At 65.3% G+C, this 21428-nt stretch carries 25 protein-coding genes and 2 pseudogenes; 3 read left to right on the forward strand and 24 right to left on the reverse strand.

Going from position 1 to position 21428, the window contains the following annotated elements; all coding sequences use genetic code 11:
* Positions 1-124: 124 nt before the first annotated feature.
* The 11 genes and pseudogenes from infA to rpsH all read right to left on the reverse strand — a co-directional run bounded on the left by infA (position 125) and on the right by rpsH (position 7182).
* Entirely contained in the window at positions 125-343 is a 219-nt protein-coding gene (gene infA, locus Cocul_RS05230) for a translation initiation factor IF-1 (protein WP_018118368.1), read from the reverse strand.
* A 177-nt stretch (positions 344-520) separates the two neighbouring features.
* Positions 521-1354, reverse strand: a complete 834-nt coding sequence (locus Cocul_RS05235; RefSeq protein ID WP_069723576.1) for a L,D-transpeptidase — start codon at positions 1352-1354, stop codon at positions 521-523.
* Positions 1355-1389: 35 nt separating this feature from the next.
* A pseudogene (gene map, locus Cocul_RS05240) lies at positions 1390-2173 on the reverse strand (type I methionyl aminopeptidase).
* A 158-nt stretch (positions 2174-2331) separates the two neighbouring features.
* Positions 2332-2883, reverse strand: coding sequence for an adenylate kinase (locus Cocul_RS05245; RefSeq protein WP_055122252.1), 552 nt, complete (start codon positions 2881-2883; stop codon positions 2332-2334).
* Positions 2880-4205, reverse strand: a complete 1326-nt coding sequence (gene secY / locus Cocul_RS05250; protein WP_055122253.1) for a preprotein translocase subunit SecY — start codon at positions 4203-4205, stop codon at positions 2880-2882. The genes Cocul_RS05245 and secY overlap by 4 nt, the downstream gene beginning before the upstream one ends.
* A 301-nt stretch (positions 4206-4506) precedes the next feature.
* The gene (gene rplO / locus Cocul_RS05255; RefSeq protein WP_055122254.1) at positions 4507-4956 is read right to left on the reverse strand and encodes a 50S ribosomal protein L15; all 450 of its coding nucleotides are present in this window, start codon (positions 4954-4956) and stop codon (positions 4507-4509) included.
* Between the two features lie 7 nt (positions 4957-4963).
* Positions 4964-5149 carry a 50S ribosomal protein L30 gene (gene rpmD / locus Cocul_RS05260; RefSeq protein WP_055122255.1) on the reverse strand — a complete coding sequence of 62 codons (186 nt, stop codon included), beginning with the start codon at positions 5147-5149 and terminating at the stop codon, positions 4964-4966.
* A gap of 2 nt (positions 5150-5151) precedes the next feature.
* Positions 5152-5778 (reverse strand): 30S ribosomal protein S5, encoded by a 627-nt coding sequence (rpsE, locus tag Cocul_RS05265; RefSeq protein WP_055122256.1) that lies wholly within the window; start codon positions 5776-5778, stop codon positions 5152-5154.
* A gap of 40 nt (positions 5779-5818) precedes the next feature.
* Positions 5819-6226, reverse strand: coding sequence for a 50S ribosomal protein L18 (gene rplR, locus Cocul_RS05270; protein ID WP_055122257.1), 408 nt, complete (start codon positions 6224-6226; stop codon positions 5819-5821).
* A gap of 2 nt (positions 6227-6228) precedes the next feature.
* A complete protein-coding gene (gene rplF / locus Cocul_RS05275) occupies positions 6229-6765 on the reverse strand; it encodes a 50S ribosomal protein L6 (protein ID WP_055122258.1) in 537 nt (178 codons plus the stop codon).
* A gap of 18 nt (positions 6766-6783) precedes the next feature.
* Complete coding sequence (gene rpsH, locus Cocul_RS05280; RefSeq protein ID WP_055122259.1) at positions 6784-7182, reverse strand: 30S ribosomal protein S8; 399 nt, start codon at positions 7180-7182, stop codon at positions 6784-6786.
* Positions 7183-7474: 292 nt separating this feature from the next.
* Here rpsH and Cocul_RS05285 point away from each other — a divergent pair, with 292 nt between their 5' ends.
* Positions 7475-8224 carry a formate dehydrogenase accessory sulfurtransferase FdhD gene (locus Cocul_RS05285; protein WP_055122260.1) on the forward strand — a complete coding sequence of 250 codons (750 nt, stop codon included), beginning with the start codon at positions 7475-7477 and terminating at the stop codon, positions 8222-8224.
* 45 nt (positions 8225-8269) lie between these two features.
* Here the strand turns inward: Cocul_RS05285 and Cocul_RS05290 are convergent, their stop codons facing one another.
* A complete protein-coding gene (locus Cocul_RS05290) occupies positions 8270-9607 on the reverse strand; it encodes a lipase family protein (RefSeq protein ID WP_069723594.1) in 1338 nt (445 codons plus the stop codon).
* A gap of 185 nt (positions 9608-9792) precedes the next feature.
* Between Cocul_RS05290 and cynS the strand changes: the two genes are divergently transcribed.
* A complete protein-coding gene (cynS, locus tag Cocul_RS05295) occupies positions 9793-10257 on the forward strand; it encodes a cyanase (protein WP_055122261.1) in 465 nt (154 codons plus the stop codon).
* A 60-nt stretch (positions 10258-10317) separates the two neighbouring features.
* Here cynS and rplE read toward each other — a convergent pair whose 3' ends face one another.
* From rplE to Cocul_RS05320, 5 genes and pseudogenes are all read right to left on the reverse strand, one after another.
* The gene (rplE, locus tag Cocul_RS05300) at positions 10318-10902 is read right to left on the reverse strand and encodes a 50S ribosomal protein L5 (RefSeq protein WP_055122262.1); all 585 of its coding nucleotides are present in this window, start codon (positions 10900-10902) and stop codon (positions 10318-10320) included.
* Positions 10902-11216 carry a 50S ribosomal protein L24 gene (rplX, locus tag Cocul_RS05305; protein ID WP_055122263.1) on the reverse strand — a complete coding sequence of 105 codons (315 nt, stop codon included), beginning with the start codon at positions 11214-11216 and terminating at the stop codon, positions 10902-10904. The genes rplE and rplX overlap by 1 nt, the downstream gene beginning before the upstream one ends.
* On the reverse strand, positions 11217-11585 hold the full coding sequence (rplN, locus tag Cocul_RS05310) for a 50S ribosomal protein L14 (RefSeq protein WP_018118351.1): 369 nt from the start codon (positions 11583-11585) through the stop codon (positions 11217-11219).
* 188 nt (positions 11586-11773) lie between these two features.
* Positions 11774-13776, reverse strand: a pseudogene (locus Cocul_RS05315) (sucrose-specific PTS transporter subunit IIBC).
* Between the two features lie 56 nt (positions 13777-13832).
* Complete coding sequence (locus Cocul_RS05320) at positions 13833-15281, reverse strand: glycoside hydrolase family 32 protein (protein WP_055122644.1); 1449 nt, start codon at positions 15279-15281, stop codon at positions 13833-13835.
* A 240-nt stretch (positions 15282-15521) separates the two neighbouring features.
* Between Cocul_RS05320 and Cocul_RS05325 the strand changes: the two genes are divergently transcribed.
* Positions 15522-16424: a carbohydrate kinase family protein gene (locus Cocul_RS05325; RefSeq protein ID WP_055122264.1), complete on the forward strand. Its 903-nt coding sequence runs from the start codon at positions 15522-15524 to the stop codon at positions 16422-16424.
* Positions 16425-16461: 37 nt separating this feature from the next.
* Here the strand turns inward: Cocul_RS05325 and Cocul_RS05330 are convergent, their stop codons facing one another.
* From Cocul_RS05330 to rplP, 7 genes are all read right to left on the reverse strand, one after another.
* Positions 16462-18036, reverse strand: a complete 1575-nt coding sequence (locus Cocul_RS05330; RefSeq protein WP_055122645.1) for a (2,3-dihydroxybenzoyl)adenylate synthase — start codon at positions 18034-18036, stop codon at positions 16462-16464.
* A 181-nt stretch (positions 18037-18217) separates the two neighbouring features.
* Complete coding sequence (locus tag Cocul_RS05335; protein ID WP_150114385.1) at positions 18218-18829, reverse strand: hypothetical protein; 612 nt, start codon at positions 18827-18829, stop codon at positions 18218-18220.
* Positions 18830-18834: 5 nt separating this feature from the next.
* The gene (locus Cocul_RS05340) at positions 18835-19518 is read right to left on the reverse strand and encodes a hypothetical protein (RefSeq protein ID WP_150114386.1); all 684 of its coding nucleotides are present in this window, start codon (positions 19516-19518) and stop codon (positions 18835-18837) included.
* 46 nt (positions 19519-19564) lie between these two features.
* Positions 19565-20110, reverse strand: a complete 546-nt coding sequence (locus Cocul_RS05345; protein WP_055122266.1) for a hypothetical protein — start codon at positions 20108-20110, stop codon at positions 19565-19567.
* A gap of 389 nt (positions 20111-20499) precedes the next feature.
* Positions 20500-20778 carry a 30S ribosomal protein S17 gene (gene rpsQ, locus Cocul_RS05350; RefSeq protein ID WP_055122267.1) on the reverse strand — a complete coding sequence of 93 codons (279 nt, stop codon included), beginning with the start codon at positions 20776-20778 and terminating at the stop codon, positions 20500-20502.
* A gap of 2 nt (positions 20779-20780) precedes the next feature.
* A complete protein-coding gene (gene rpmC / locus Cocul_RS05355) occupies positions 20781-21011 on the reverse strand; it encodes a 50S ribosomal protein L29 (protein ID WP_055122268.1) in 231 nt (76 codons plus the stop codon).
* On the reverse strand, positions 21011-21427 hold the full coding sequence (gene rplP / locus Cocul_RS05360) for a 50S ribosomal protein L16 (protein WP_018118342.1): 417 nt from the start codon (positions 21425-21427) through the stop codon (positions 21011-21013). The genes rpmC and rplP overlap by 1 nt, the downstream gene beginning before the upstream one ends.
* Position 21428 lies beyond the last annotated feature (1 nt).

Genomic DNA, 21428 nt, shown 5'->3' on the forward strand with positions numbered 1-21428 from the left:
CGCTGTATCCGGGCCGTAGCCGGACCGTGGGCTGTGATACATAGGGCTCCAGCCACCGTGGCCGAAGGTTGTGCAGCCTCCCGCGCGACAACACGGAAAGCCTGGAGCAAGGAGGCGAAATTACTTACTTGTAGCGGTAGACGATGCGGCCGCGGGAAAGATCGTAGGGAGAAAGCTCCACCACGACGCGATCCTCCGGCAGGATACGGATATAGTGCTGGCGCATCTTCCCACTGATGTGGGCGAGAACCTGGTGACCATTATCGAGCTCGACCTTGAACATTGCGTTCGGCAGGGGCTCGATGACCCGACCCTCTACCTCGATGGCGCCTTCCTTTGCCATATCCTCCACTCTCCGCTGACATGTGATGTATAGCGATCAGGCGGCACGGCGCGCAGGCGATTTCCGCACGCGCGCAGCACAACAAACCATGATCTCTGGTAACTCTACACCTCCCCACCCCTGGCATCAAAAAAGGTGAGTGGGCAAAATCCCACTCACCTCAGCATTCGTCTTTATCTAGTAGACGTACACCATGTCACCGATCTGCAACTGGTCAAAGTACTGCACCGCGTCATCGTGGTTGAGGTGGATGCAGCCGTGCGAGAGCAGGGCGGTATTGCCCTGGTGGAACGCGATGCCGTTGTTAGTGAAGTACACCGCGTACGGCATGGGGGCCATATCAAACTCGTAGGAGACCTCATCCTTGACCTTACGGTTCACGTAGAAGGTGCCGGTGGGCGTGGCGGTCTCCGGGCTGGGGGCACCAGCGGACATTTCCACCGGGCCGTAGGTGACCTGGCCGTTTTCCTGCAACCAGGTACGGTTTCCCTGCAAGTCAATGCAGGCGCGGGCCTCCGCCGGGCAAGGGGTGGAGCGCAGCTCGGCGGCGCGAGCCTCGGCCTGCTGCTGAGCGGCCGCGCGCTCCGCCTCGGCGCGGCGAGCGGCCTCGGCCTGCTCGGCCTGTTGCGCCTGCTCGGCTTCCGCGCGGCGCTGTTCCTCGGCACGCGCGGCCTCCTGCGCGGCGGCCTCCTCGGCCGCCGGGTCCACTGCGGGGGCCTGCTCACCCTGCTCGATCAGGCCGGGGAAGGCGGTCTCCACGGAGTTATCCAGCAGTTGCAGGGCCGGATCGGCCAGCTCCGGCGGCAGCTGGGCCGCCTGTTCCTGGAGCGCATCACGGATCTCCAGCGCCCTATCACCCCAGTTCAGGGCGGCGGGAGCGGAGTTATTCTCCGCCGCGGAGGAGATGGAGGGAGAGGCAAGGAGGGCACCCGTCGCGGTGCCAGCGGCAGCGAGGGAGACCGCCCGGCGCCGCGTGGCAGAGGGCTTGGCATGGCGGGGCTTATATGACATGGCCGCAAGTATAACTGCTTCCATACCATAAAGTCTCATCGACGCGGGGTAAGAATCCTCGGCCCGTCCCCCGTGGCCGCCACCGTGTGTTCCCAGTGCGCGGCCCAGGAGCCGTCCGCGGTGACCACCGTCCAGGCGTCGTCAAGCACCTCGTTGTCCCACGTGCCCAGCGTCAGCATGGGCTCCACGAACAGCGTGGTACCCTCCTGCACCACCGGCCCCTTGCCGGGGCGCCCCTCGTTGGCCAGGAAGGGGTCCTCGTGCATGGTGCGGCCGATGCCGTGCCCGCCGTAGCCATCGACAATACCCAGCGGCACACCCCAGCGCTTCTCCGCCTGCCGCGTGGCCACCTCCAGGGCATGCGAGATGTCCGTGAGCCGCGCCCCCGGCACCACCGCGGCGATCCCCTGCTGCATGACCCACTCGGTGGCTAGATTCAGCGCCTCGGCCTCCGGGGAAAGTTTCCCCACGCCAAAGGACCACGCGGAATCCCCCACCCAGCCATCCAGGGTGGCTCCGCAGTCGATGGACACCAGATCACCGGGTTGCAGTATCGCCTCCGCGCTCGGTATCCCGTGCACGATCGCCTCGTTCACCGAGGCGCAGATCGAGGCGGGGAAGCCCTGGTACCCCAGGAACGTGGGGTATGCTCCGGCCTCGCGGATCACGGTCTCCGCCACCTCGTCCAGCTCCAGAGTGCTCACGCCCGGCTTGGCGGCCTCGCGCACAGCGCCTTGCCCACGATCTCCCCTGCGGCCTGCATGGCGTCCAATTCCCCGGGGTCTTGCCCGGGATCTTCTTACGCGCCCTAAAACCCATCTTTTTACCCTCCTTGTTGCTTTCCACTATCGACGCCGCCGGGGCCTCACCCGCACCCACGCCGACTGCGGGCATGGGAAAGCCCCCGGCGGAAATACCTTGCTGAGGGTTTCCACGGGGGCTCTATCACGGTCATCCCTCTCCGAGGGAAGAGCGGACTACTTGCGCTCGTCCAGGGCGGCCAGGGCCCGGGCGTTGATCTCCTCGACCTCACCCTCGGCGTCGATGCTGATGATCTCCTGCCCGTAATGCTCGATGAGTGGGGCCGTCTCATCGCGGTACACCTTGAGGCGGGTGCGGATCGTCTCCTCGTTATCGTCCGCGCGGCCGCGGGCGAGCATGCGCTCCACCACCACGTCCTCGGAGATGCGGAAGTTCAGCACGCCATCCAGTTTGAGGCCCTTGCGTTCCAGCAGAGCGGTCAGGATCTCCGCCTGCTCCACGGTGCGGGGGAAGCCGTCAAGCAGGAAGCCCTCGGCGGTATCGGCCTCGTCAAGGCGCGATTCCACCATGCGCGCGGTGACGTCGGTGGGCACGAGCTTACCGGCGTCGATGTATTCCTTCGCCTCGATGCCCAGCGGGGTCCCCTCGCCGATGTTCGCGCGGAAGAGATCGCCGGTGGAGATGTGGGGCACGCCCAACTTCTCCGAGAGCAAAACGGCCTGGGTGCCCTTGCCAGCACCGGGGGGTCCAAGAAGTACGAGTCTCATTTGAGCAACCCTTCGTAGTTACTTTGCAGAAGCTGGCTTTCAATTTGCTTCACGGTGGTCAGCGCCACGGACACCAGAATCAACACGGCGGTACCGCCAAAGGCACCCATCGCCGCGCCGCCCTGCTGGCCGATGCCGAAGTCCAGCGCGATATTCGGCAGGACCGCGATGACGCCGAGGTACAGCGCGCCCACGAACAGCAGGCGATTCATCACGTAGGCCAGGTACTCCGCCGTGGGACGCCCGGGCCGGATGCCCGGAATGAAGCCACCGTACTTCTTCATGTTATCCGCCTGCTCGTTCGGATCGTACTGCACCGAAACGTAGAAGTAGGAGAAGAAGATAATCAGCACGAAGTACAGCAGAATGTACTGCCAGGAGGAGGGGGTTTGCAGCACGGAGATCACGTTGCGCTGCCACCAGTTATCCGGCTGCTCCAGGCTGCCGGAATACACGATCTGGGTAATCAGCACCGGCATGTAGATCAGCGAGGAGGCAAAGATCACGGGGATCACGCCCGCCTGGTTCACCTTCAGCGGCAGGTACGTGGAGGAACCGCCGTACTGACGGCGCCCCACCATGCGCTTGGCGTACTGCACCGGAATTCGGCGCTGGCCCTGCTCCACAAACACCACGCCCACCACGAGGATGACCACGGCCGCCACCACCACGGCGAACATCAGCCCGCCGGAGTTCTGGAGCACCCCGAGGCCGTCGGTGGGCAGGCGGGTGGCGATGCCCGCGAAGATGAGCAGGGACATGCCGTTGCCCACACCCTTCTCCGTCATTAGCTCGCCCATCCACATCACCAGCACCGCGCCGGAGGTCATGGTGATGACCAGCACCACCAGATCCCACACCGTGCGGTCGGGCACCAGCACCTCGACGCCCGCGCCCAGGAGCTGCTGGCGATCCGCCAGGGCCACGATGCCCGCGGACTGCAAGAGCGCCAGCGCCACCGTGAGGTAGCGGGTGTACTGGGTCATCTTGGCCTGGCCGGACTGTCCCTCCTTTTTCAACTGCTCAAAGTGCGGGATCACCACGGTCAGTAGCTGCACGATGATCGAGGCCGTGATGTAGGGCATGATGCCGATGGCAAAGACGGAAAGCTGCAAAAGCGCGCCGCCGGAGAAGAGATTAATCAGCGAATACACGCTGCCCTGCTCCTGAGTCAGATCACGCAAGCGATCGCTGATCTGGGCGTAATCCACTCCCGGGGAGGGAATCTGCGCACCGATGCGGTACAGAATGATCATCGCGATGGTGAAGAGAATCTTCCGGCGAAGATCAACATCCTTAAAAGCCTGGATAACGGCGGACACTTATCCTCCTGGCTCCACGCGCACCCGTTGTCTTGAGACATCCCAGCACGGCAGAGTGTTCTATTCGTTCCAGCCCCTACGCCCCGCATACACGCAACTAGGGGCGCCGGACACAATTGACTCCACTACCTTACCAGCCACCCGAACTTTTCCCACCCCAGGGTGAGCACCGCCTTAGTTCTGCGGTTTCCGCGCCGCTCAGCCGCCGTACGCCCTGAGGCATGGGGCGTCGCCAAGCAAACAGAAACCCCCGCCCTCCCGCGATACGGGGAGAACGGGGGCTGCCGTGAGATAAGGAAGGCTACTTGGTAGCGGTCACGGAACCGCCAGCGGCCTCGATCTTCTCCACGGCGGACTTGGAGAACTTCTCGGCGGTGACGTTCAGCCTGACGCTGAGGTCGCCCGTGCCCAGAACCTTCACCGGCTGCTTGGGGCGCACCAGGCCCTTGGCCACGATGTCCGCCACGGTGACGTCTCCGCCCTCCGGGAAGGCCTTGTTCAGGTCGCCCACGTTGACCACCTGGTAGTAGACCTTGTTCGGGTTCTTGAAGCCCTTGAGCTTCGGCAGGCGCATGTGGATCGGCATCTGCCCACCCTCGAATGCGGCCGAAACCTGCTTGCGGGCCTTCGTACCCTTGGTACCGCGGCCAGCGGTCTTACCCTTGGAGGCCTCACCGCGGCCCACGCGGGTCTTGGGCTTGTTTGCACCCTTGGACGGGCGCAGATCGTGGAGCTTAATGATATCGCTCATGTGTTATCTACTCCCCTGCCACTTCTTCGACAACGACCAGGTGGCGCACCATGTTGATCTGGCCGCGCACGGCAGCGTTGTCCTTCTTAATGACGCTGTGGCGGATGCGCTTGAGGCCCAGGGCCTCAAGGTTGGCCTTCTGCTTCGGGTTCGTTCCCACGGTACCGCGAATCTGCGTGATCTTCAGTGCCATGCTTAGGCCTCCTGTCCAGCGCGGGCGCGCAGCATGCGAGCCGGGGCGACCTCTTCGATGGTCTTGCCGCGGCGGGCTGCAACCTCTTCCGGGCGAACGAGCTCCTTGAGCCCGTCCACCGTGGCGTGCACAACGTTGATGGCGTTATCGGAGCCCAGGGACTTCGAGAGGATGTCCTGCACGCCGGCGCACTCCAGCACGGGGCGGGCGGCGCCACCGGCGATCACACCGGTACCGGGGGCGGCGGGCTTGAGCATCACGCGGCCGGCGGCGGCCTCGCCGATCACCGGGTGTGTGATGGTGCCGGCCACCATGGGCACGCGGAAGAAGTTCTTGCGAGCCTCCTCGGCGCCCTTCTGGATGGCGGCGGGAACTTCCTTGGCCTTGCCGTAGCCCACGCCAACCATGCCCTGACCGTCGCCCACGATCACCAGGGCGGTGAAGCTGAAGCGACGGCCGCCCTTGACCACCTTGGACACGCGGTTGATGGTCACAACGCGCTCGATGTACTTATCGCGCTCGTCGTTGTTGCCGCGGCGATCGTTGTTGCGCCCGCCGCGACGCTCGTTGTTGTTCTTCTTGTTCTCGTCGGCGGAGCGTCCGCCGTCACGCCGTTCACGTCCCGGCATTACGCGATCCTTCCGTTGATGTTCTGCGAGGTGGCGATCATTAGAACTTCAAACCACCTTCACGGGCTGCATCGGCCAGCGCCGCAACGCGGCCGTGGTACTTGTAACCGGCGCGGTCGAACACGACCTTCTCGATGCCGGCTTCCTTGGCGCGCTGGGCGATCAGCTCGCCCACCTTGGCGGCCTTGACCTTCTTCTCGCCCTCCATCGCCCGGAGTTCCGGCTCAATGGTGGAGGCGGAGACGAGGGTGTGGCCGATGGTGTCGTCGATCACCTGCGCGTGCATGTGGCGCGAAGAGCGATGCACCACCAGGCGCGGGGCCTCGGGGGTACCACTGAGGTTCTTGCGAACGCGGAAGTGACGGCGGGCACGGGCAGCGCGACGGCGCGAGGAAATATCCTTGCCCACCGGCGTGCGCTTCTTGTTCTGCTCTGCGTTGTTGCTCATGCTTACTTACCCGTCTTTCCGACCTTGCGGCGGATCTGCTCACCCTCGTAGCGGATGCCCTTACCCTTGTAAGGATCGTCCTTCCGCAGACGACGGATGTTCGCGGCGATCTGCCCAACCTGCTGCTTGTCGATACCGGCGATGGAGAACTTCGTGTTGCCGTCCACGGCAAAGGTGATTCCCTCGGGAGCCTCGATGAGGATCGGGTGGGAATAACCCAGGGAGAACTCCAGGTTCTTGCCCTTGGCCTGGACGCGGTAGCCCACGCCGAAGATTTCCATCTTGATGGTGTAACCCTCGGTGACGCCGACCACGCAGTTATTAATCAGCGACCGGGAGAGGCCGTGCAGGGCACGGTTCTTGCGCTGATCGTCCGGGCGGGACACCACAATCTGGTTGTCCTCCACGGCCACGGAGATGGGGGCCGGAACGTCCAGGGACAGGGTGCCCTTGGGCCCCTTGACCTCTACGTGCTGGCCGTCGATCTTCGTGTCCACGCCGGACGGAATGGCGATGGGAGCCTTACCAACTCGCGACATTGCTTATCACTTCTCCCTTTACCAGACGTAGGCGAGGACTTCTCCGCCTACGCCCTTCTCGCTCGCCTGGCGATCGGTCAGCAGACCCTGGGAGGTGGAGATGATGGCCACACCCAGGCCGCCAAGGACCGTCGGCAGTTCGGTGGACTTTGCGTACACGCGCAGACCCGGCTTGGACACGCGGCGCAGACCAGAGATGGAGCGCTCGCGCTGGGGGCCGTACTTCAGTTCGAGGGACAGGGTCTTGCAAACCTTGGCATCCTCGACGGTGTAGTTCGCGATGTAGCCCTCCTGCTTGAGGATCTCGGCGATATTCACCTTGATCTTCGAGGACGGCATGGACACGACGTCGTGGTGCGCATGGTTAGCGTTGCGCACGCGCGACAGCATGTCCGCGATAGGATCAGTCATGGTCATAAAGCGACCTCTAGCCTTTCTCGCCGCGGTTCCCGGTGCCCACCGATCCAGCGTTCTCCGCGTTGTTCTCGGGCCACTTGCGCTCTCCCCCACTCAGTAATGGGGGCTACTCGCTGCCTCTTTCCACACGGTCCGCATACTCGGCGGGGGGCCTACGGCAAAGTAGGTGTTCATGTTCAATTAATGGAAAAACCGCGCGCCACACCATGCGGCAACGGTGCGCAGAAGTCCAGCGATTCACTGTACTCACCTTTAGCACATACACAAAATCCCCCGGCTAAGGTGGACGGCCATGAGCAGACTCAGCCCCCGGGTATCCGCGCTGCACCTTCACCGGGCAGCAGACGGCACCCTCAGCGCCTCCCGCCGCGCGGCCCCCACGCTCAGCGAGGAGCCCCTGGAGATTCGGCTTATCGACGGCCCCCGCTACCACTTCCCCCGCACCCCCGGCCACGACGTCGAACTCGCGCACGGCCTGCTCTACGCCGAAGGCCACCTCAGCCGAGCCGAGGATCTTAGCGAGACCCGCTACTGCGCCGGGGCGGAGGGCGAGGATCACTGCAACACCTATAACGTCCTGGATCTCCGGGTGCGCGCCCAACCACACCCCCGCCCGACCCCCGCCACCGGGAACGCTCGGCTGAACCCCGCCGAGGCTCAGCATCTGCTAGAGGCTACCCCTCCGGCACAGCCCGAGGGACTCCGCCGCGCCTCGGCGCTGTGGCCTGGCGCTTCCCCGCGTCCCTCGATCACGCGCGAGGACCTCACCGCCCGCAACAGCGTGGACAAGGTGGTGGGCTCGCTGCTCCTGCACAATCCGGCCACCGCGTTGCCCGCCGAGGGCGCGTTTCTCCTGCTCAATTCTCGCCCTACCCCAGAACTCCTGCGCCGTGCGCACCGCGCGGGATTTCGCGGGGTCTCCTCCCCGCTGCGCCCCACCGAGCGGGCCGTGGGTTACGCCCGCGCCCACGGGCTCGTCGCCCTGTACGCGGGACGCACGGGGGTGCTTTACAGCGGGGAGTTAGACCCCGCCGGGGCATGAAAAACGGGCCTGGGATCTCCCAGGCCCGCACTTGCGCTCGCCGCGTTAGTTCAGAATGCTCTGATTACCGGCGGGAATGCTGCCGCAGGTGCTCGGGGCGGGCTTGCCCTCGAAGCGATCGCGCATCCACTGGGAGGCGTTGACAAACCACGCGGCGCCCCCGGCCACGTGCGCCACCGGGTGCTCCTCGTACTGCACGGGCACACCGGCCGCGCAATACTTGTTGGCCAGGGCGCGGGAATCCTCGGCCACCATCACGCCATCGCCGGCCTGGCCCAGGCCCCGCTGCACATCCACCGTGCCGATCACTTCGCCCACGGTGCCCTGCGAATAGTAGAAGGGAATCGTGGGATCGGGGGCCACACCCATGTTCACCTTGCGGATAATCTCCGCCAGCTCCGGAATGGCCGCGGGATCGCGGTACTCCGGCTTCACCAGGGATTCCCAGGTCAGGCCCGGCGCGGTTCCCACCACCTCGGTGATGGAGGCCTTCTCCACGCGGCTGAGCATGAGGTTGCCAAAGTCATTGAAGTACTTGGCCAGATCCACCCCGTAGGCCCGGCCCAGGCCCACCACGGCCATGAGCTGAATGGGCGCCCAGTACGCGGAGCCGCTGACGTAGCTGATGTTGTTGATCGGATTCACCAGCACGCCGCCGGTGGCGGCGCCCACCAGGTTGTCATTGATGTCCGGGGCGTAGGACGGGGCCAGTTGCGCCGCCCAGTTCGTGGCGATCGAGCCGCCCGAGTAGCCCATCAGGCCCACCGGGGAATCCTGGCTCAGGCCGGTATCCGGCACGGCCAGGGCCGCGCGAATGCCGTCCAGGGTGGTGGTGCCGTACTCCGGCCCGGCGATGAAGTGAGCGTTCTGCCCCTCAATATCGGTGAACGCGATGCTGTAGCCACGGGTGAGGAACCCCACGACCTCGGCCGTTTCCACGCTGGAGGAGGCGAGGGTGCCCAGGGCCACGTCTCCGGCGATGGCGCGGGAGGGAGAGTGCTCCGGGTCCAGCGAATCATAGATGGAATGAACGGAGATGAGCTTGCCGTTGCTCGGCACCGAGGGGGCCACCACGGAGGTGATGCCGTGGGTCTTGTTGCCCTGCGCGTCCGTGGTCACAAAGCGGATCTGCGTGACGTCCAGCGGCAGCGGCAGGCCAAAGGCGTGGTACAGCAGGTGGCGCACGCCCAGCACCTCGCCGGGGTTGCGGCCGGAGAGATCCTCATGGTTCTCGAAGAAGCTGCGGTCACTTTGGCGCACCGAGGACCCGCCGAAGGGAGCGCCGGGGTGCGGCCCCTCCACGGAGGGCAGGGCGACGGCGGGAGCGGCGGGCAGCGCCACCGTGATGGCGGTCAGGAGCGCGAGCAGGCGAGTTCTCTTCACGTATTCTCTTCCAATCTTCTCCACCGCCAATCAGGTTCATCCCGCCTCATTGACCAGACGAAATACAGGTGGAGCATAGCCAAAAAGTATTTTCGCAAGGATCATAACAAAACTTGTGTCACTCGTGTGATTTGGCGAGAAATGCACTACTCTTGGCAATACCTTTTCATTTCAAGGAGGCTCCCATGACGCAACCCATCCTGCCCAAATCCGAGGCCGCCGCGCTCATCACCGCCCAGCGCATCCGCACCGGTGAGACCTGGGCGGAACTCGCGGCGCTGATCGACGCCCCCGTGGTCTGGACCACCGCGGCGCTCCTTGGCCAGCACCCCATGACCGAGGAACAGGCCCGCACCATCACCGAACACCTGGGGTTCGAGGGGGAGGAGCGCGATCGCGTGGTGGAGTCCCTGCGCCTCCAGCCCCTTCGCGGCAGCGCCCCCGAGGTGCAGCGCGATCCCACCATCTACCGCCTGCACGAGGCGCTCTCCGTGTACGGCCCTGCGCTCAAGGAATTGATCCACGAGGAGTTTGGCGATGGCATCATGAGCGCCATCAATTTCAAGGTGGACTTCACCCGCCGCCCCGACCCCGAGGGCGACCGCGTGGTGATCACCCTCGACGGCAAGTTCCTGGACTACCGCTGGTAGTCCCCTATACAACAAAGAACCCCGGCCCAATGCCGGGGTTCTTCACGCCTTGAGGCTAATTTAGGCCTCCTTGGCCTGCATCTTGCCCTCGCCGTCCTTGAACGGGAAGCCCAGCAGACGCAGGAGGGAACGCCCCTCCTCGTTATTGGTGGCGGTGGTCACCACGGTGATGTCCATGCCGCGCGGACGGTCAATCTTGTCCACGTCGATCTCGTAGAACATCGTCTGCTCGGTCAGGCCGAAGGTGTAGTTACCGTGACCGTCGAACTGCTGATCGGAAAGACCCCGGAAGTCGCGGATACGCGGCAGCGCCACGGTGAGCAGGCGATCCAGGAACTCCCACATGCGGTCGCCGCGCAGGGTCACCTTCGCGCCGATGGGCATGCCCTCGCGCAGCTTGAAGTTAGCGATGGACTTGCGGGCACGGCGGATCTGCGGCTTCTGGCCCGTAATCAGGGTCAGATCCTCGATCGCGCCGTTGATGAGCTTAGAATCGCGGGCGGCGTCGCCCACACCCATGTTCACCACGATCTTGGTCAGACCGGGGATCTGCATGACGTTCTTGTACTCATACTTCTCGTTGAGCTTGGTGCGGATCTCTTCGCGGTAGACAGTCTTGAGCCGCGGGGTGTAGTTCTCGCTCATTAGATGTCCTTCCCGTTGCTACGCGCGATGCGGACCTTCTTGCCGTCCTCGTCGAAGCGGTAGCCGACGCGGGTGGGCTTACCCTCGGAATCCAGAACCATCACGTTGGACACGTGAATGGGAGCCTCCTGGGTCACGATGCCGCCGGACTCGGCGCCGCGCTCGGGGGCGGAGTTAGCCACATGCTTCTTGATGCGGTTCACGCCCTCCACGAGCACCTTTTCCGTCTTGGGGAAGGCCTGAATCACCTTGCCCTGGGCACCCTTATCGGGGCCGGAGATCACCTGGACCATATCGCCCTTGCGGATCTTCACTTAGATCACCTCCGGTGCCAGCGACACAATCTTCATGAACTTCTTTTCGCGCAGCTCGCGGGCCACCGGCCCGAAGATGCGGGTGCCGCGGGGCTCACCATCGTTCTTGATGAGCACGGCGGCGTTCTCGTCGAACGCAATGTAGGAGCCGTCCGGGCGACGGGTCTCCTTCTTGGTGCGCACGATCACGGCCTTCACCACTTCACCGGCCTTGACGTTGCCGCCGGGGGTGGCTTCCTTCACGGTGGCCACGATGGTGTCACCGATACCGGCAAAGCGTCGGGTGGAACCGCCAAGAACACGGATGCACAGAATCTCTCGCGCACCGGTGTTATCGGCGACCTTCAGACGCGATTCCTGCTGAATCACTGCTGGTCTCCTTGACCTGGTTCGAGTGTGCGCCAGATTTCCGCCCTGAACGCACGCGGTCTATGTACAAATTGCGTTTCCTGCGCTGACGCTCAGGTCACCCGGGCTCGGAACGCACCCGTCACGCAGACAGCCGCCCTATTAAACCACCTCCACGCCCGCGCACGCAAAACCCTCCCCCAGGGCGGTTAGGCACTCGGGGCGGCGTCGGCAACCTGCTTCATGTCCACCGTCAACAGCCCCTCCCCCGCGGTGATCGCGCCCGGCAGCGCCAGGCTGGCGGCCGGGAGCACGGGGCCGGTCTTTTTGGCGTTGGCCACCACCACGGGGGTGGTCACCTCATAGCCCGCCGCCTTGATCGCGGCGATGTCGAACTCGCACAGCACGTCACCCACCTGCACCTCGTCCCCCTTGCCCGCCCGCGGGCTGAAGTGCTCTCCCTTGAGATTCACGGTGTCAAAGCCGATGTGCATGAGGATGTCCACGTTCGAGCCGTCCTGGGCCTTGGTGCGCACCGCAAAGGCGTGTCCGCTGGGGAAGGCCACCGTCACGGTGCCCGCCACCGGGGAGCGAAGCACGCCCTCCTCCGGCACCACCGCCACGCCCGCGCCGAGCTTGCCCGCGGCGAACATCGGATCGGAGACCTCAGAGAGCGCCAGCGCCTGCCCGGTGAGGGGGGAGGCCACGGCGGTGGCGTCCTCGGCCGCCTTCGCGATGGCGGCGCCGGCGGCGCCCTCCGCAGCCGGCGCCGTACCCGCAGCATCGGGGTCGATGCTGCCATTCTTGGCCACCAGGTAGCGCCCGTAGGCCCAGGTTGCGGCGAAGGTCACCGCGAAGGTCACCACGGCCAGGATCATGAAGGTACCCCAGTCCCCGGCGCGCATGGACACCACGCCGATGAAGCCAGCCGCCCCCAGGGCGGTGGCCTTGATCTTGAAGATCGCCACGAGCGCGCCGCCCAGGGCGGCACCGCCCATCGCCACGAAGAACGGCCAGCGCAGGCGCAGGTTCACGCCGAAGATCGCGGGCTCGGTGATGCCGAAGATCGCGGAGAACCCTGAGGCCCCGGCCAGGCCCTTGAGCTTGTCCGACTTCGCCAGCGTCCACACCGCCAGGGTGGCAGCGCCTTGGGCAATGTTGGCCATGGAGGCCACGGGGAACACAAAGGAGCCGCCGTCGGACGCCCAGAGCTGGATCTCGATGGGCGGGAAGGACTGGTGCAGGCCGGTAATCACGATCGGGGAATAGAACAGGCCAAACAGGAGGCCGCCCAGGGGGCCGGCCATGTGGTAAAGTCAGGCCAGGCCCTCGCCCAGGGCGTCGCCCGCGGTGCGCATGACCGGCCCCACGGCGATGAACGTGATAAAGCCGGTAATCAGCAGGGTGACCACCGGGGTGAGCAGGAAGTCCACGGTGCCCTTGAGCCGCTTGTGCAGGAACTTCTCCGTGGTGGCCAGCAGCCAGGACACCACCAGTACCGGCAGTACCGTGCCCTGGTATCCGGCCTGGGCCACGTTCAGGTCAAAGATGTCCCAGTAGGGCATCTGGCCGTTGGCCACGGTCTCCGCCACGGAGTAGCCGTTGACCAGGGAGGGCATGACCATCGCCATGCCCATGCCCGCGCCGAGGAACTCGTTGCCGCCAAAGCGCTTGGTAGCCGTGAATCCCACCAAGACCGGCAGGAACGCGAAGGGCGCCGAGGCCAGCAGGTTGATGAGGTCCGAGAGGTCCGCGATCTGCGGATACATGGCGATCAGGGAGCGATCCCCGAACACGCCCTCGGCGGTAAGCAGGTTGTTGAGCGCCATGAGCAGACCGCCGCCCACCAGAATGGGGATCAGCGGCACGAAGATATCCGAGAGCATCTTGACGGCGCGGGTGAAGGGGTTGCCGCTCTTGGCCGCCACCTCCTTGAGCTCCTCGGTGCTCACCGCGATGCTCTTGGAGGTTTGCGCGTCCAGTTGGTCGAATACCTGGTCCACGTCGCCGGGCCCCACGATGACCTGGAACATGCCCCCGGCCTCAAAGGTTCCCTTGAGATCGGGATCGTCGTCCAGGCTCGCGCGATCAATGCGGGAGTCATCCTTGAGTACCATGCGCAGGCGCGTGGCGCAGTGCGCCGCGGCGACGAGGTTGTCCTCCCCGCCCACGGCCTTTTCAGCACGCGGCTGGCTACCTCTTTGTGTTCCACGGTGGCGTTTTCCGCTTTCTCTTTGATGTGACGTACTAGAAATGCATCTTAAAGGTTTATCCGCGCCGCCAGCCCGCGCCCGGCGAGCTAAACGCCTGCAAGCTGGCGGTGATCCCGGTGGCACCGGCGAAGATTTCCACCGCCGCGCCGTCCACGATGACCTCCAGCGGGCCCGGGCTCACGCGGAACGTGCGGGTATCCCAGGCGTTGCCGTCGCCGCGATCGACGGCGAGGTGGCCGCCCCGGCGGGCCACGGAGAGCACCCGCGCGGCGGCGTCATAGGCCAGGCGCACCTGGGTGGTGCCGGCGGCGTCGATAAGCCTTTCCTCCAGGTCGCTCTCGCCGAGGGTGCGGGAGAGGCGGAAGGCATCGGGGGCCTCAAGGCGCTCCGGCAGAAGCGGTTCCTGGTGCAGACGCCCGTCTACGAGGGTGAGCTTGCGCAGGCAGGTCAGCATGTGCACCCACCCCTCGGACAGGGAGGGCTTATCGTCCTGGGCGGGCTGGCCCATCCAGGCGAGCATGAGCGCGGTGTGCTCCGTCTCCGGGATGATGTGCGGGGCGTAGAACTCGTGGCCGTAGTCCAGCTCGCTAAAGCCCCTGGTCACGTGGAAGGTGGTGCCCTCCAGACGGCCCACCAGGTAGCCACACTGATCCGTGCTGGCGTAATGGGTGACCATCACGTCGGGGTTTTCCGGGAGCACCTCCTCCACCTCATCAAGGCCCTGCGGGCAGATCACCAGAACGTCTCGCTCCTCCCCTGTGTGCTGATCGGTGAGCCGGAAGAGGTTGGGGCATTCCCACATGTAACTCTGCGGCACCATGTCCGGGGCGTCTCCCGGCTCCGCCCGGGAGGTATCGAAGCCCAGGGCACCGGCGAAGCTCCAGTCCCGGAGGTTCTCCGAGCGGTAGAGCGCCACCGCGCCCTCACCGTTATCCGCGCCGCCTTCGCCCTCGCCGCGCTGCGCGCCGAGCACCATGCGCCAGGAGCCGGGGTGCTCGGGATCGGGCCCCACGTGTGGATCGCGGTAATGCGGGGTGAAGCCCTCCGGGCGATGCGCGATGATCGGATTCTCCTCGGCCCTCCGGTACACCCCGCCGAGCGGGCCGTCCGGCTCCTCCAGCAGGGTGAGGTTTTGGGTGGCTACCCGCCCGTGCTCCGTCTTGAGGTTGCCCGTGTAGAACAGCGCCACCGTGGCCTGGGTGCCGTAGTCCGAACGGGCGCTCTCCGGGAGCACCACCGCGCAGCCCGAGTAACAACCGTGAGCGTCATAGGGGCGGCCGGGCTCCATCGCCGCGGGCAGGTGCCGGGGAATATAAGCCCCCTCGCCGTCCAGAGGAATAACCGCGTGGGCCCAGCCGGTGCGCTTGGGGGCCCCGGGAAAGCCGGGATCATGCTGGTAGTGGACGTGGAGGCTGCTGCCGCTCACGAACATGCCGTTGGGATCGTTCAGGCGCCCCTGGGGTGGGGAGACGTGATAGGCGGGGCGGTAATGGTTTTTCGCCATGCCCACCAGAATAGCGGCCCCGGCCACTATGGTGTGGCCGCAAACACCCGATTATGCCCGCTTTCTTTCCCGTTATCGCCCACTCTGGCCCGCCTATCCGCGCTCCCCGCCGCGCCCGGCACCGGCCCCACGTTCCGATCGGACGCCCACCGCGCCCCGAACGCTCTTTGGTCTTGCTACCGTGGCACCTAGCTCATAACCGCCCCAACAGCTACCCAGCCCATCACCACAGGAGGAGCCATGATTACCGTCTACGGCGAGGGCCTCATCGACCTCGTTCCCACTACCCCCGCTCCCCTCGCGCCGCTCCAGCCCGCCCTGGGCGGCGGACCCTACAACGTGGCCGTCGCCGCCGCGCGGCAGGGCGCGGAGGTCTCCTTCCAGTCTCGCCTCTCCACGGATACCTTCGGCCAGGCCCTCGTCAATAACCTGCACCGAGAGGGGGTGCGCACCGACCTCGTGCAACGCGGCGAGGAGCCCAGCACCCTCGCGGTGACCAGCATCGACGAATCCCGCTCCGCGCACTACACCTTTTACGTGGAGGGCACCGCCGACCGCCTGGCTCGCCCCAGCGCCGACCCCACCCCGATCGCCTGCTTTGGCACCTGCTCGCTCGCCCTCGAACCCGCCGCGAGCCGCTACGCCGAGGTGCTGCGCGGCCTCGCAGCCCAGGGCACGCTCATCGCGCTGGACCCGAATATCCGCGACTTCTACGCCACCGAGCAGCACCGCAGGTTCCTACGCGGCCTACTGCCGGACGTGACTCTGCTGAAGCTCTCCGAGGAAGAGGTGGAGTTCCTGGGTGGGGCCGAGAACATCGACGTTCCCGTGATGGTCACCACCCGGGGCGGCGCGGGGCTGAGCGTTCGCACCGCGCGGGCCCGGGTGGACGTGCCCGCCGTGCCGGTCACGGTGGTGGACACCATCGGCGCGGGGGACACGATCCTGGCCTCTCTGGTGGGCTACGCGGATCGTCAGGGGTGGAGCCCGCGCGACCTCGCGGAACTGGGCGAGGAGGAATGGCGCGCGGTGCTGCGCTTTGCCGCCACCGCCGCCGCGATCACCTGCTCGCGCGTGGGGGCGCAGCCGCCCACCCACGACGAGGTTCTGGCGGCGCTCAGCAAGCCCGGTGAGGAGGATTAAGGCGCTACCGGGAAGCACCAAAGACCGCGAGGGCGGCTCAATCCCGCTCGCGCTGCTGCTTCTTAGACACCTTTCCCACCCCGGTGTACGGGAACTCCGCCACGATCTCGATGGCATCGGGCACCGCAAAGCTCGACAGTCCCGATTCCCGGGCAAACTTCCGCAACTCCAGGGCGGAGAGTTCTCGCCCCGCCTGCCGGATCACGTAGGCCAGGATCTTCTCCCCCAGCGCCTCGTCCGGTATGCCCACCACGGAGACATCGTGCACGCCGGAGTGCTCCAGCAGCGCGTTCTCCACGGCCTCGGGCGCCACCTTTTCGCCCCCGCGGTTGATCTGGTCCTTGGCCCGGCCCACCACCGTGATATTGCCCTGTGCGTCCCGCGTGGCGATGTCGCCGGTGCGGTAAAACCCATCCTCGGTGAAGGAGCGGGCGTTGGCCTCGGGGTTCCGGTGGTAGCGGCGAATGGTGTAGGGCCCGCGCGTGATGAGTTCCCCCGGCTCCCCCTCGGGAACGTCGCGGCCCGTGGCGTCGATAAGCCTCACCTCGTCCCACGGGGAGGCCGGGCGGCCCTGGGTGTTCACCACGACGTCCGCCGCATCATCCAGGCGCGTGTAATTCACCAACCCCTCCGCCATGCCAAAGACCTGTTGCAACTGGCAGCCCAGCTCCGGGGTCACGCGCCGGGCGGCAGCGGCAGAGAGCTTGGCCCCGCCCACCCACAAGGTGCGCAGCGAGGAGAGATCGTGCCGGGGCCGCTCCGGGGAGTTGAGGTAACTCAGCAGCATGGGCGGCACGAGCGCGCTGTGCGTGACCCGGTGCCGGGCGATGAGCGGGAGTACCGTGGTGGGGCTGGGGTCGGCGGCAAAGACGATGTGGGCGCCACGCATCATGGCTCCGAGGATGCCCGGCGAGGACATGGAGAAGTTGTGCGCGGCCGGCAGCACCGTGAGCAGGGTGTCTCCTTCCCCAAGATCGCACACGTCCAGGGAGGCGCGCACCGAATAGAGGTAATCATCGTGCGTCTTGGGGATCATCTTGGGAACCCCGGTGGTACCGCCGGAAAGTTGCAAAAAGGCCAGCTCTGCGGTGGAAACGTCCGCTGGGTCGGCAACAGGGTGCTCTCCCCACGGGGAGCCCTCGCAGCGGGTATCCACCTCCACCCGGGTCACCGCCGGGCGCTGCTCCGCCAGGTGCGCCACCACGCGGGCGTGATGGCGGTCCCCCCTCGCTGGGCCCACATAGTGGCGGGCGGGCGCGGTATCGGCAAAATACATGATCTCCGTGGAACCGTGCGCCGGCAGCGCCATCACGGGGATCGCCCCCAGCCGCCAGATGCCCAGGAGCGTTTCCAGAAAGGCCACGGAGTTGGGCATCTGCACGATCACCCCGTCGCCGCGGCGCACTCCCGACGCCGCCAGGCGCGCCGAAGCCGCCGCCGCCGTCTCCCCCAGCTCCGCCCAGGTCACCGAGCGGTAACGATCGGTGGCCGCGGGCTGTGCCCCGTAGCGCTCCACCGTGCGCGCGAACATGCGCCAGTGGTGATCCCCCACCCACAGCCCCGCTTCGCGGTAGCGCCGCGCCACCTCCTCGGGTACCCCGGTGGACACCATGCCCGGCGTCTCAGCCGCCCGTACCGCGTTGAGTTCTTGCTTGTCTGCTTCCTTCGTCACCGCAGGTCTCCTCAGCTCGTCACTAACATTGGCTAGGCTAACATTACGCATTCGGCTTATCGACGCACCAAGGCCCCGCCGATACCGGCGGGGCCTTGGTAATACGGGTTATAGAGGACGCTTAGGCGGCCTTGTTAATCACGACCTCCACGTGGCGCTCGCGCGGAGCGGAGCCGTAGTGCTGCCGCCCCACCGGCTCCCAGGTCATCGAGGAGCCGCAGCGCACGCGCTGGCTGGTGTAATCATCCATGATGAAGCCCCAGGCGATGGTGCCCTTCTCACCCGGATTGAGATCATAGGGCCCGAGGTTCTGGCCCATGGACCAGAACATCTCCCGGTTGTACTCCCAGTCATACTTCTTCTTGATCTCGTCGGTGAGCTTAACCGTCACGGACATGGACCAGGTCCACTTCTTCTTCTTGGTTTCCTTGATGGTCTGCTTCAGGGGAACCACACCGTCCGTATCGTTGACGGAGGACTGCTGCCCCTCCACATCGAAGTGGGAATCCTTCAGCTCCACGTACTCCCGAACCTCACCGCGCTGGGTGCACTGGGTACCCGGCTGCGGGCCGCGCTCCTTAGCCTGAAGCTTGGGCACGGGCGTCCAATAATCCGGGGTGCGCCCCACGGAGAAGTCCTCCGCCGCCATCGCGGGGGTAGCCACCACCCCGGCGAGCACCGCCAGGGAGGCGGTGGCCGAGGCCACCGCAGCGGCGATCTTCTTCCTAGCCACGATCATCACGCCTTACCGTTAATCGTCTGGGAGCCGGAGCCGCCGTCGCCGCCCTTGCCCCACGAGTCATTCACGGGCATGTAGTTCTGGGTGTAGTCGCCCTCCGCGGTGGTGCGATGCCACACCACGAACCGGGTGCTGGGCCCCTTGCCGTGATACTTGCCAAAGTACGGCTCGGTACGCCAAGTGCTGGTCTTTTTATCGCAGGTACGCACGCGGCCGATGAACTCCTTCATGTGCACGCCGTAGTCTGCGCGCACGGTCTCACCCGGCTTGACCTTGATGGGGCCGAGCTTATCGCCCACGGACCACTCGGAGGTCTCCACCACGCCGTAGCGGTTCTTGAGCCCACGGAAGAACACGTCCCAGGTGTTACCGCTGCTCATGGCCTTCACCGACTCGTTGACGCCCTCGGTGACCTCAAGGGAGTAGGTGATCTCCCGATCCGTGGTGTTGGTAAAGGAGGTGGTGCCGTTGTAGCGATCCCACTCGTCCACGATCCACTGCTCCCAGGGGTGGCGCTTACCGTCCGTGGCCGGGTTGCAGCGCTCCCCCTCCACGAAGGTGGAGCGGTGCTCGTCCTGATCCGGTGTGAGCTTCTGCGTCTGGGCCGCCATCGCGGAGCCGCCGCCCATGGCGCTCAGGCCCACGGCCAGGCTGCACGCCGCGACGATTAGCTTCTTCCTCATCAGCTCGTCCTTCCTCTGTCCTATGGCTTACTGTGCCCGAAGGCGCTTAGGCGTCGTTGGAGCGCATGGACACCTTCACGTGGCGCTCCTTGGGGATGGTGCCGTGGAAGGGACGGCCGGTGTCCACCCAGGTGCCGCCGGAGCAGCGGATGTGGGTGCCCTCGAAGCGCTGGTTGAGGAAGCCGTACTCCAGCACGCCGGTGTAGCCGGGCTTGACGGGGTACGGGCCGAGGGTCTGGCCAACCTCCCAGGTCTGGGTGGACTGGTAGCCCGCGCTGAAGGTCACGTGGAAGAGCTTGAGCAGATCAAAGTCCACGGAGCCGCCCACGTTCCAGGACTTGGTCTTGCCCTCCTTGAGGGTCTGGGTCAGGGGGAGATCCTCGTCATTGTAGTTGGCCACGGTGGCGGTGCCCTCCACCTCGAAGGTGCTGGAGGTGATCTTCAGAGACTGGCCACGCTGCCCCTCGATGGAGCAGGACTGGCCCACGGTGCCCGGAACCACCGGCTGGGCGGCGGAGGCGGAGGGGGCGGCAACGACGGCGCCGAGCGAGACGGCTGCGGCGACCACGGTGGAGACGATCTTGGAGCGCATGGCTGGCCTTTCTTTTGCGGTGAGGACGCACTGGCAAGCAGGCGCGTTACCCAAGCAGCCGTTCGATGTACCGCGTGCCTCTGACACCGGGTACTCTCGCTACCACACAACTTGGGATCGCCTGCAAGAAACTTACGAGGGCAGTATAAACCCTTGACTATGCTTGTCCAGCCTCTGAAGGTTTGCAGGGGTAGCGTCATTAATCTGCAATACAAATAGATACATAATAGTTTCTTGAAGAAACCGCCACCAGGCTGCATCTTTACCGAGGCGAAACCCTCCGTTTACCCACCCGCCACCCCCAAAGGATACTTTCGTACACACCCTCTCTCCATGAAGAAACCCCCTCCGTGAACACGGAGGGGGTTAACAGTGGAAAACCGAGGGGCCTACTTGGCCTTCTCGATGATTTCCACGAGACGGAAGTGCTTGTCCTTGGACAGCGGCCGCGTCTCGGCGATGCGCACGAGATCACCCACGCCGGCGGTCTCGTTCTCATCGTGCACCTTCACCTTGGAGTTGGTGCGCATGGTCTTGCCATAGAGGGCGTGGCGCTTGCGATCCTCCAGCTCCACCACGATGGTCTTCTGCATCTTGTCAGAAACCACGTAGCCGGTGCGAACCTTTTGCGCGCCCTTTTCCTTCTTAGTCACGTTTGCCTCACTCATAATTAAGCCTCAGCTCCCGGGACAACGGACAGACCAAGCTCGCGCTCGCGGATGACGGTGTAGATGCGGGCAATGTCGCGCTTGACCGTCCGCAGCCGGCGGTTGTTGGTCAGCTGGCCGGTAGCCATCTGGAAGCGCAGGTTGAACAGCTCCTCCTTGGCCTCGGACAGGCGGGTCTCAAGTTCCTCCACGGACAGCTCGCGGAACTCGTGTGCGGGGGTACCGGTAGCCATTAGAACTGGTCCTCCTTAGAAATGATGCGGACCTTGCAGGGCAGCTTCTGGCCGGCACGACGCAGGGCCTCCACGGCCGTGGCCTTGTCCGGATAGCTCATCTCGAAGAGAACGCGGCCCGGCTTGACGTTAGCCACCCACTTCTCCACGGGACCCTTACCGGAACCCATACGCACGCCGAGCGGCTTCTGGGTCAGCGGACGATCCGGGAAGATGTTGATCCAGACCTTACCGCCGCGCTTGACGTGGCGGTTGATGGCGATACGCGCCGCCTCGATCTGGCGGTTGGTGATGTACGCCGGCTCCAGGGCCTGAATGGCGTAATCACCGAAGTTGATGCGGTTACCGCCCTTGGACACGCCACGACGAGTCGGGCGGTGCTGGCGGCGGTACTTCACGCGCTTAGGAATAAGCATT

The sequence above is a fragment of the Corynebacterium oculi genome (genome assembly GCF_001412105.1).
Lineage (GTDB): Bacteria > Actinomycetota > Actinomycetes > Mycobacteriales > Mycobacteriaceae > Corynebacterium > Corynebacterium oculi.

Bases quoted from the DNA above. Each gene is read 5' to 3' on its own strand.
- Cocul_RS05330 (WP_055122645.1), bottom strand. From the start codon at position 18,036: ATGGTGTCCACCGGGGTACCCGAGGAGGTGGCGCGGCGCTACCGCGAA.
- rplR (WP_055122257.1), bottom strand. From the start codon at position 6,226: ATGAGCAACAACGCAGAGCAGAACAAGAAGCGCACGCCGGTGGGCAAG.
- Cocul_RS05245 (WP_055122252.1), bottom strand. From the start codon at position 2,883: ATGAGACTCGTACTTCTTGGACCCCCCGGTGCTGGCAAGGGCACCCAG.
- rplE (WP_055122262.1), bottom strand. From the start codon at position 10,902: ATGAGCGAGAACTACACCCCGCGGCTCAAGACTGTCTACCGCGAAGAG.
- rpmD (WP_055122255.1), bottom strand. From the start codon at position 5,149: ATGGCACTGAAGATCACGCAGATTCGCGGTACCGTGGGAACGAACCCG.
- Cocul_RS05285 (WP_055122260.1), top strand. From the start codon at position 7,475: ATGAGCAGACTCAGCCCCCGGGTATCCGCGCTGCACCTTCACCGGGCA.
- cynS (WP_055122261.1), top strand. From the start codon at position 9,793: ATGACGCAACCCATCCTGCCCAAATCCGAGGCCGCCGCGCTCATCACC.
- infA (WP_018118368.1), bottom strand. From the start codon at position 343: ATGGCAAAGGAAGGCGCCATCGAGGTAGAGGGTCGGGTCATCGAGCCC.
- rplO (WP_055122254.1), bottom strand. From the start codon at position 4,956: ATGAGCGATATCATTAAGCTCCACGATCTGCGCCCGTCCAAGGGTGCA.
- rplP (WP_018118342.1), bottom strand. From the start codon at position 21,427: ATGCTTATTCCTAAGCGCGTGAAGTACCGCCGCCAGCACCGCCCGACT.
- rpsE (WP_055122256.1), bottom strand. From the start codon at position 5,778: ATGCCGGGACGTGAACGGCGTGACGGCGGACGCTCCGCCGACGAGAAC.
- rpmC (WP_055122268.1), bottom strand. From the start codon at position 21,011: ATGGCTACCGGTACCCCCGCACACGAGTTCCGCGAGCTGTCCGTGGAG.
- rplF (WP_055122258.1), bottom strand. From the start codon at position 6,765: ATGTCGCGAGTTGGTAAGGCTCCCATCGCCATTCCGTCCGGCGTGGAC.
- rpsH (WP_055122259.1), bottom strand. From the start codon at position 7,182: ATGACCATGACTGATCCTATCGCGGACATGCTGTCGCGCGTGCGCAAC.
- Cocul_RS05340 (WP_150114386.1), bottom strand. From the start codon at position 19,518: ATGAGGAAGAAGCTAATCGTCGCGGCGTGCAGCCTGGCCGTGGGCCTG.
- rpsQ (WP_055122267.1), bottom strand. From the start codon at position 20,778: ATGAGTGAGGCAAACGTGACTAAGAAGGAAAAGGGCGCGCAAAAGGTT.
- Cocul_RS05320 (WP_055122644.1), bottom strand. From the start codon at position 15,281: ATGGCGAAAAACCATTACCGCCCCGCCTATCACGTCTCCCCACCCCAG.
- Cocul_RS05325 (WP_055122264.1), top strand. From the start codon at position 15,522: ATGATTACCGTCTACGGCGAGGGCCTCATCGACCTCGTTCCCACTACC.
- Cocul_RS05235 (WP_069723576.1), bottom strand. From the start codon at position 1,354: ATGTCATATAAGCCCCGCCATGCCAAGCCCTCTGCCACGCGGCGCCGG.
- Cocul_RS05345 (WP_055122266.1), bottom strand. From the start codon at position 20,110: ATGCGCTCCAAGATCGTCTCCACCGTGGTCGCCGCAGCCGTCTCGCTC.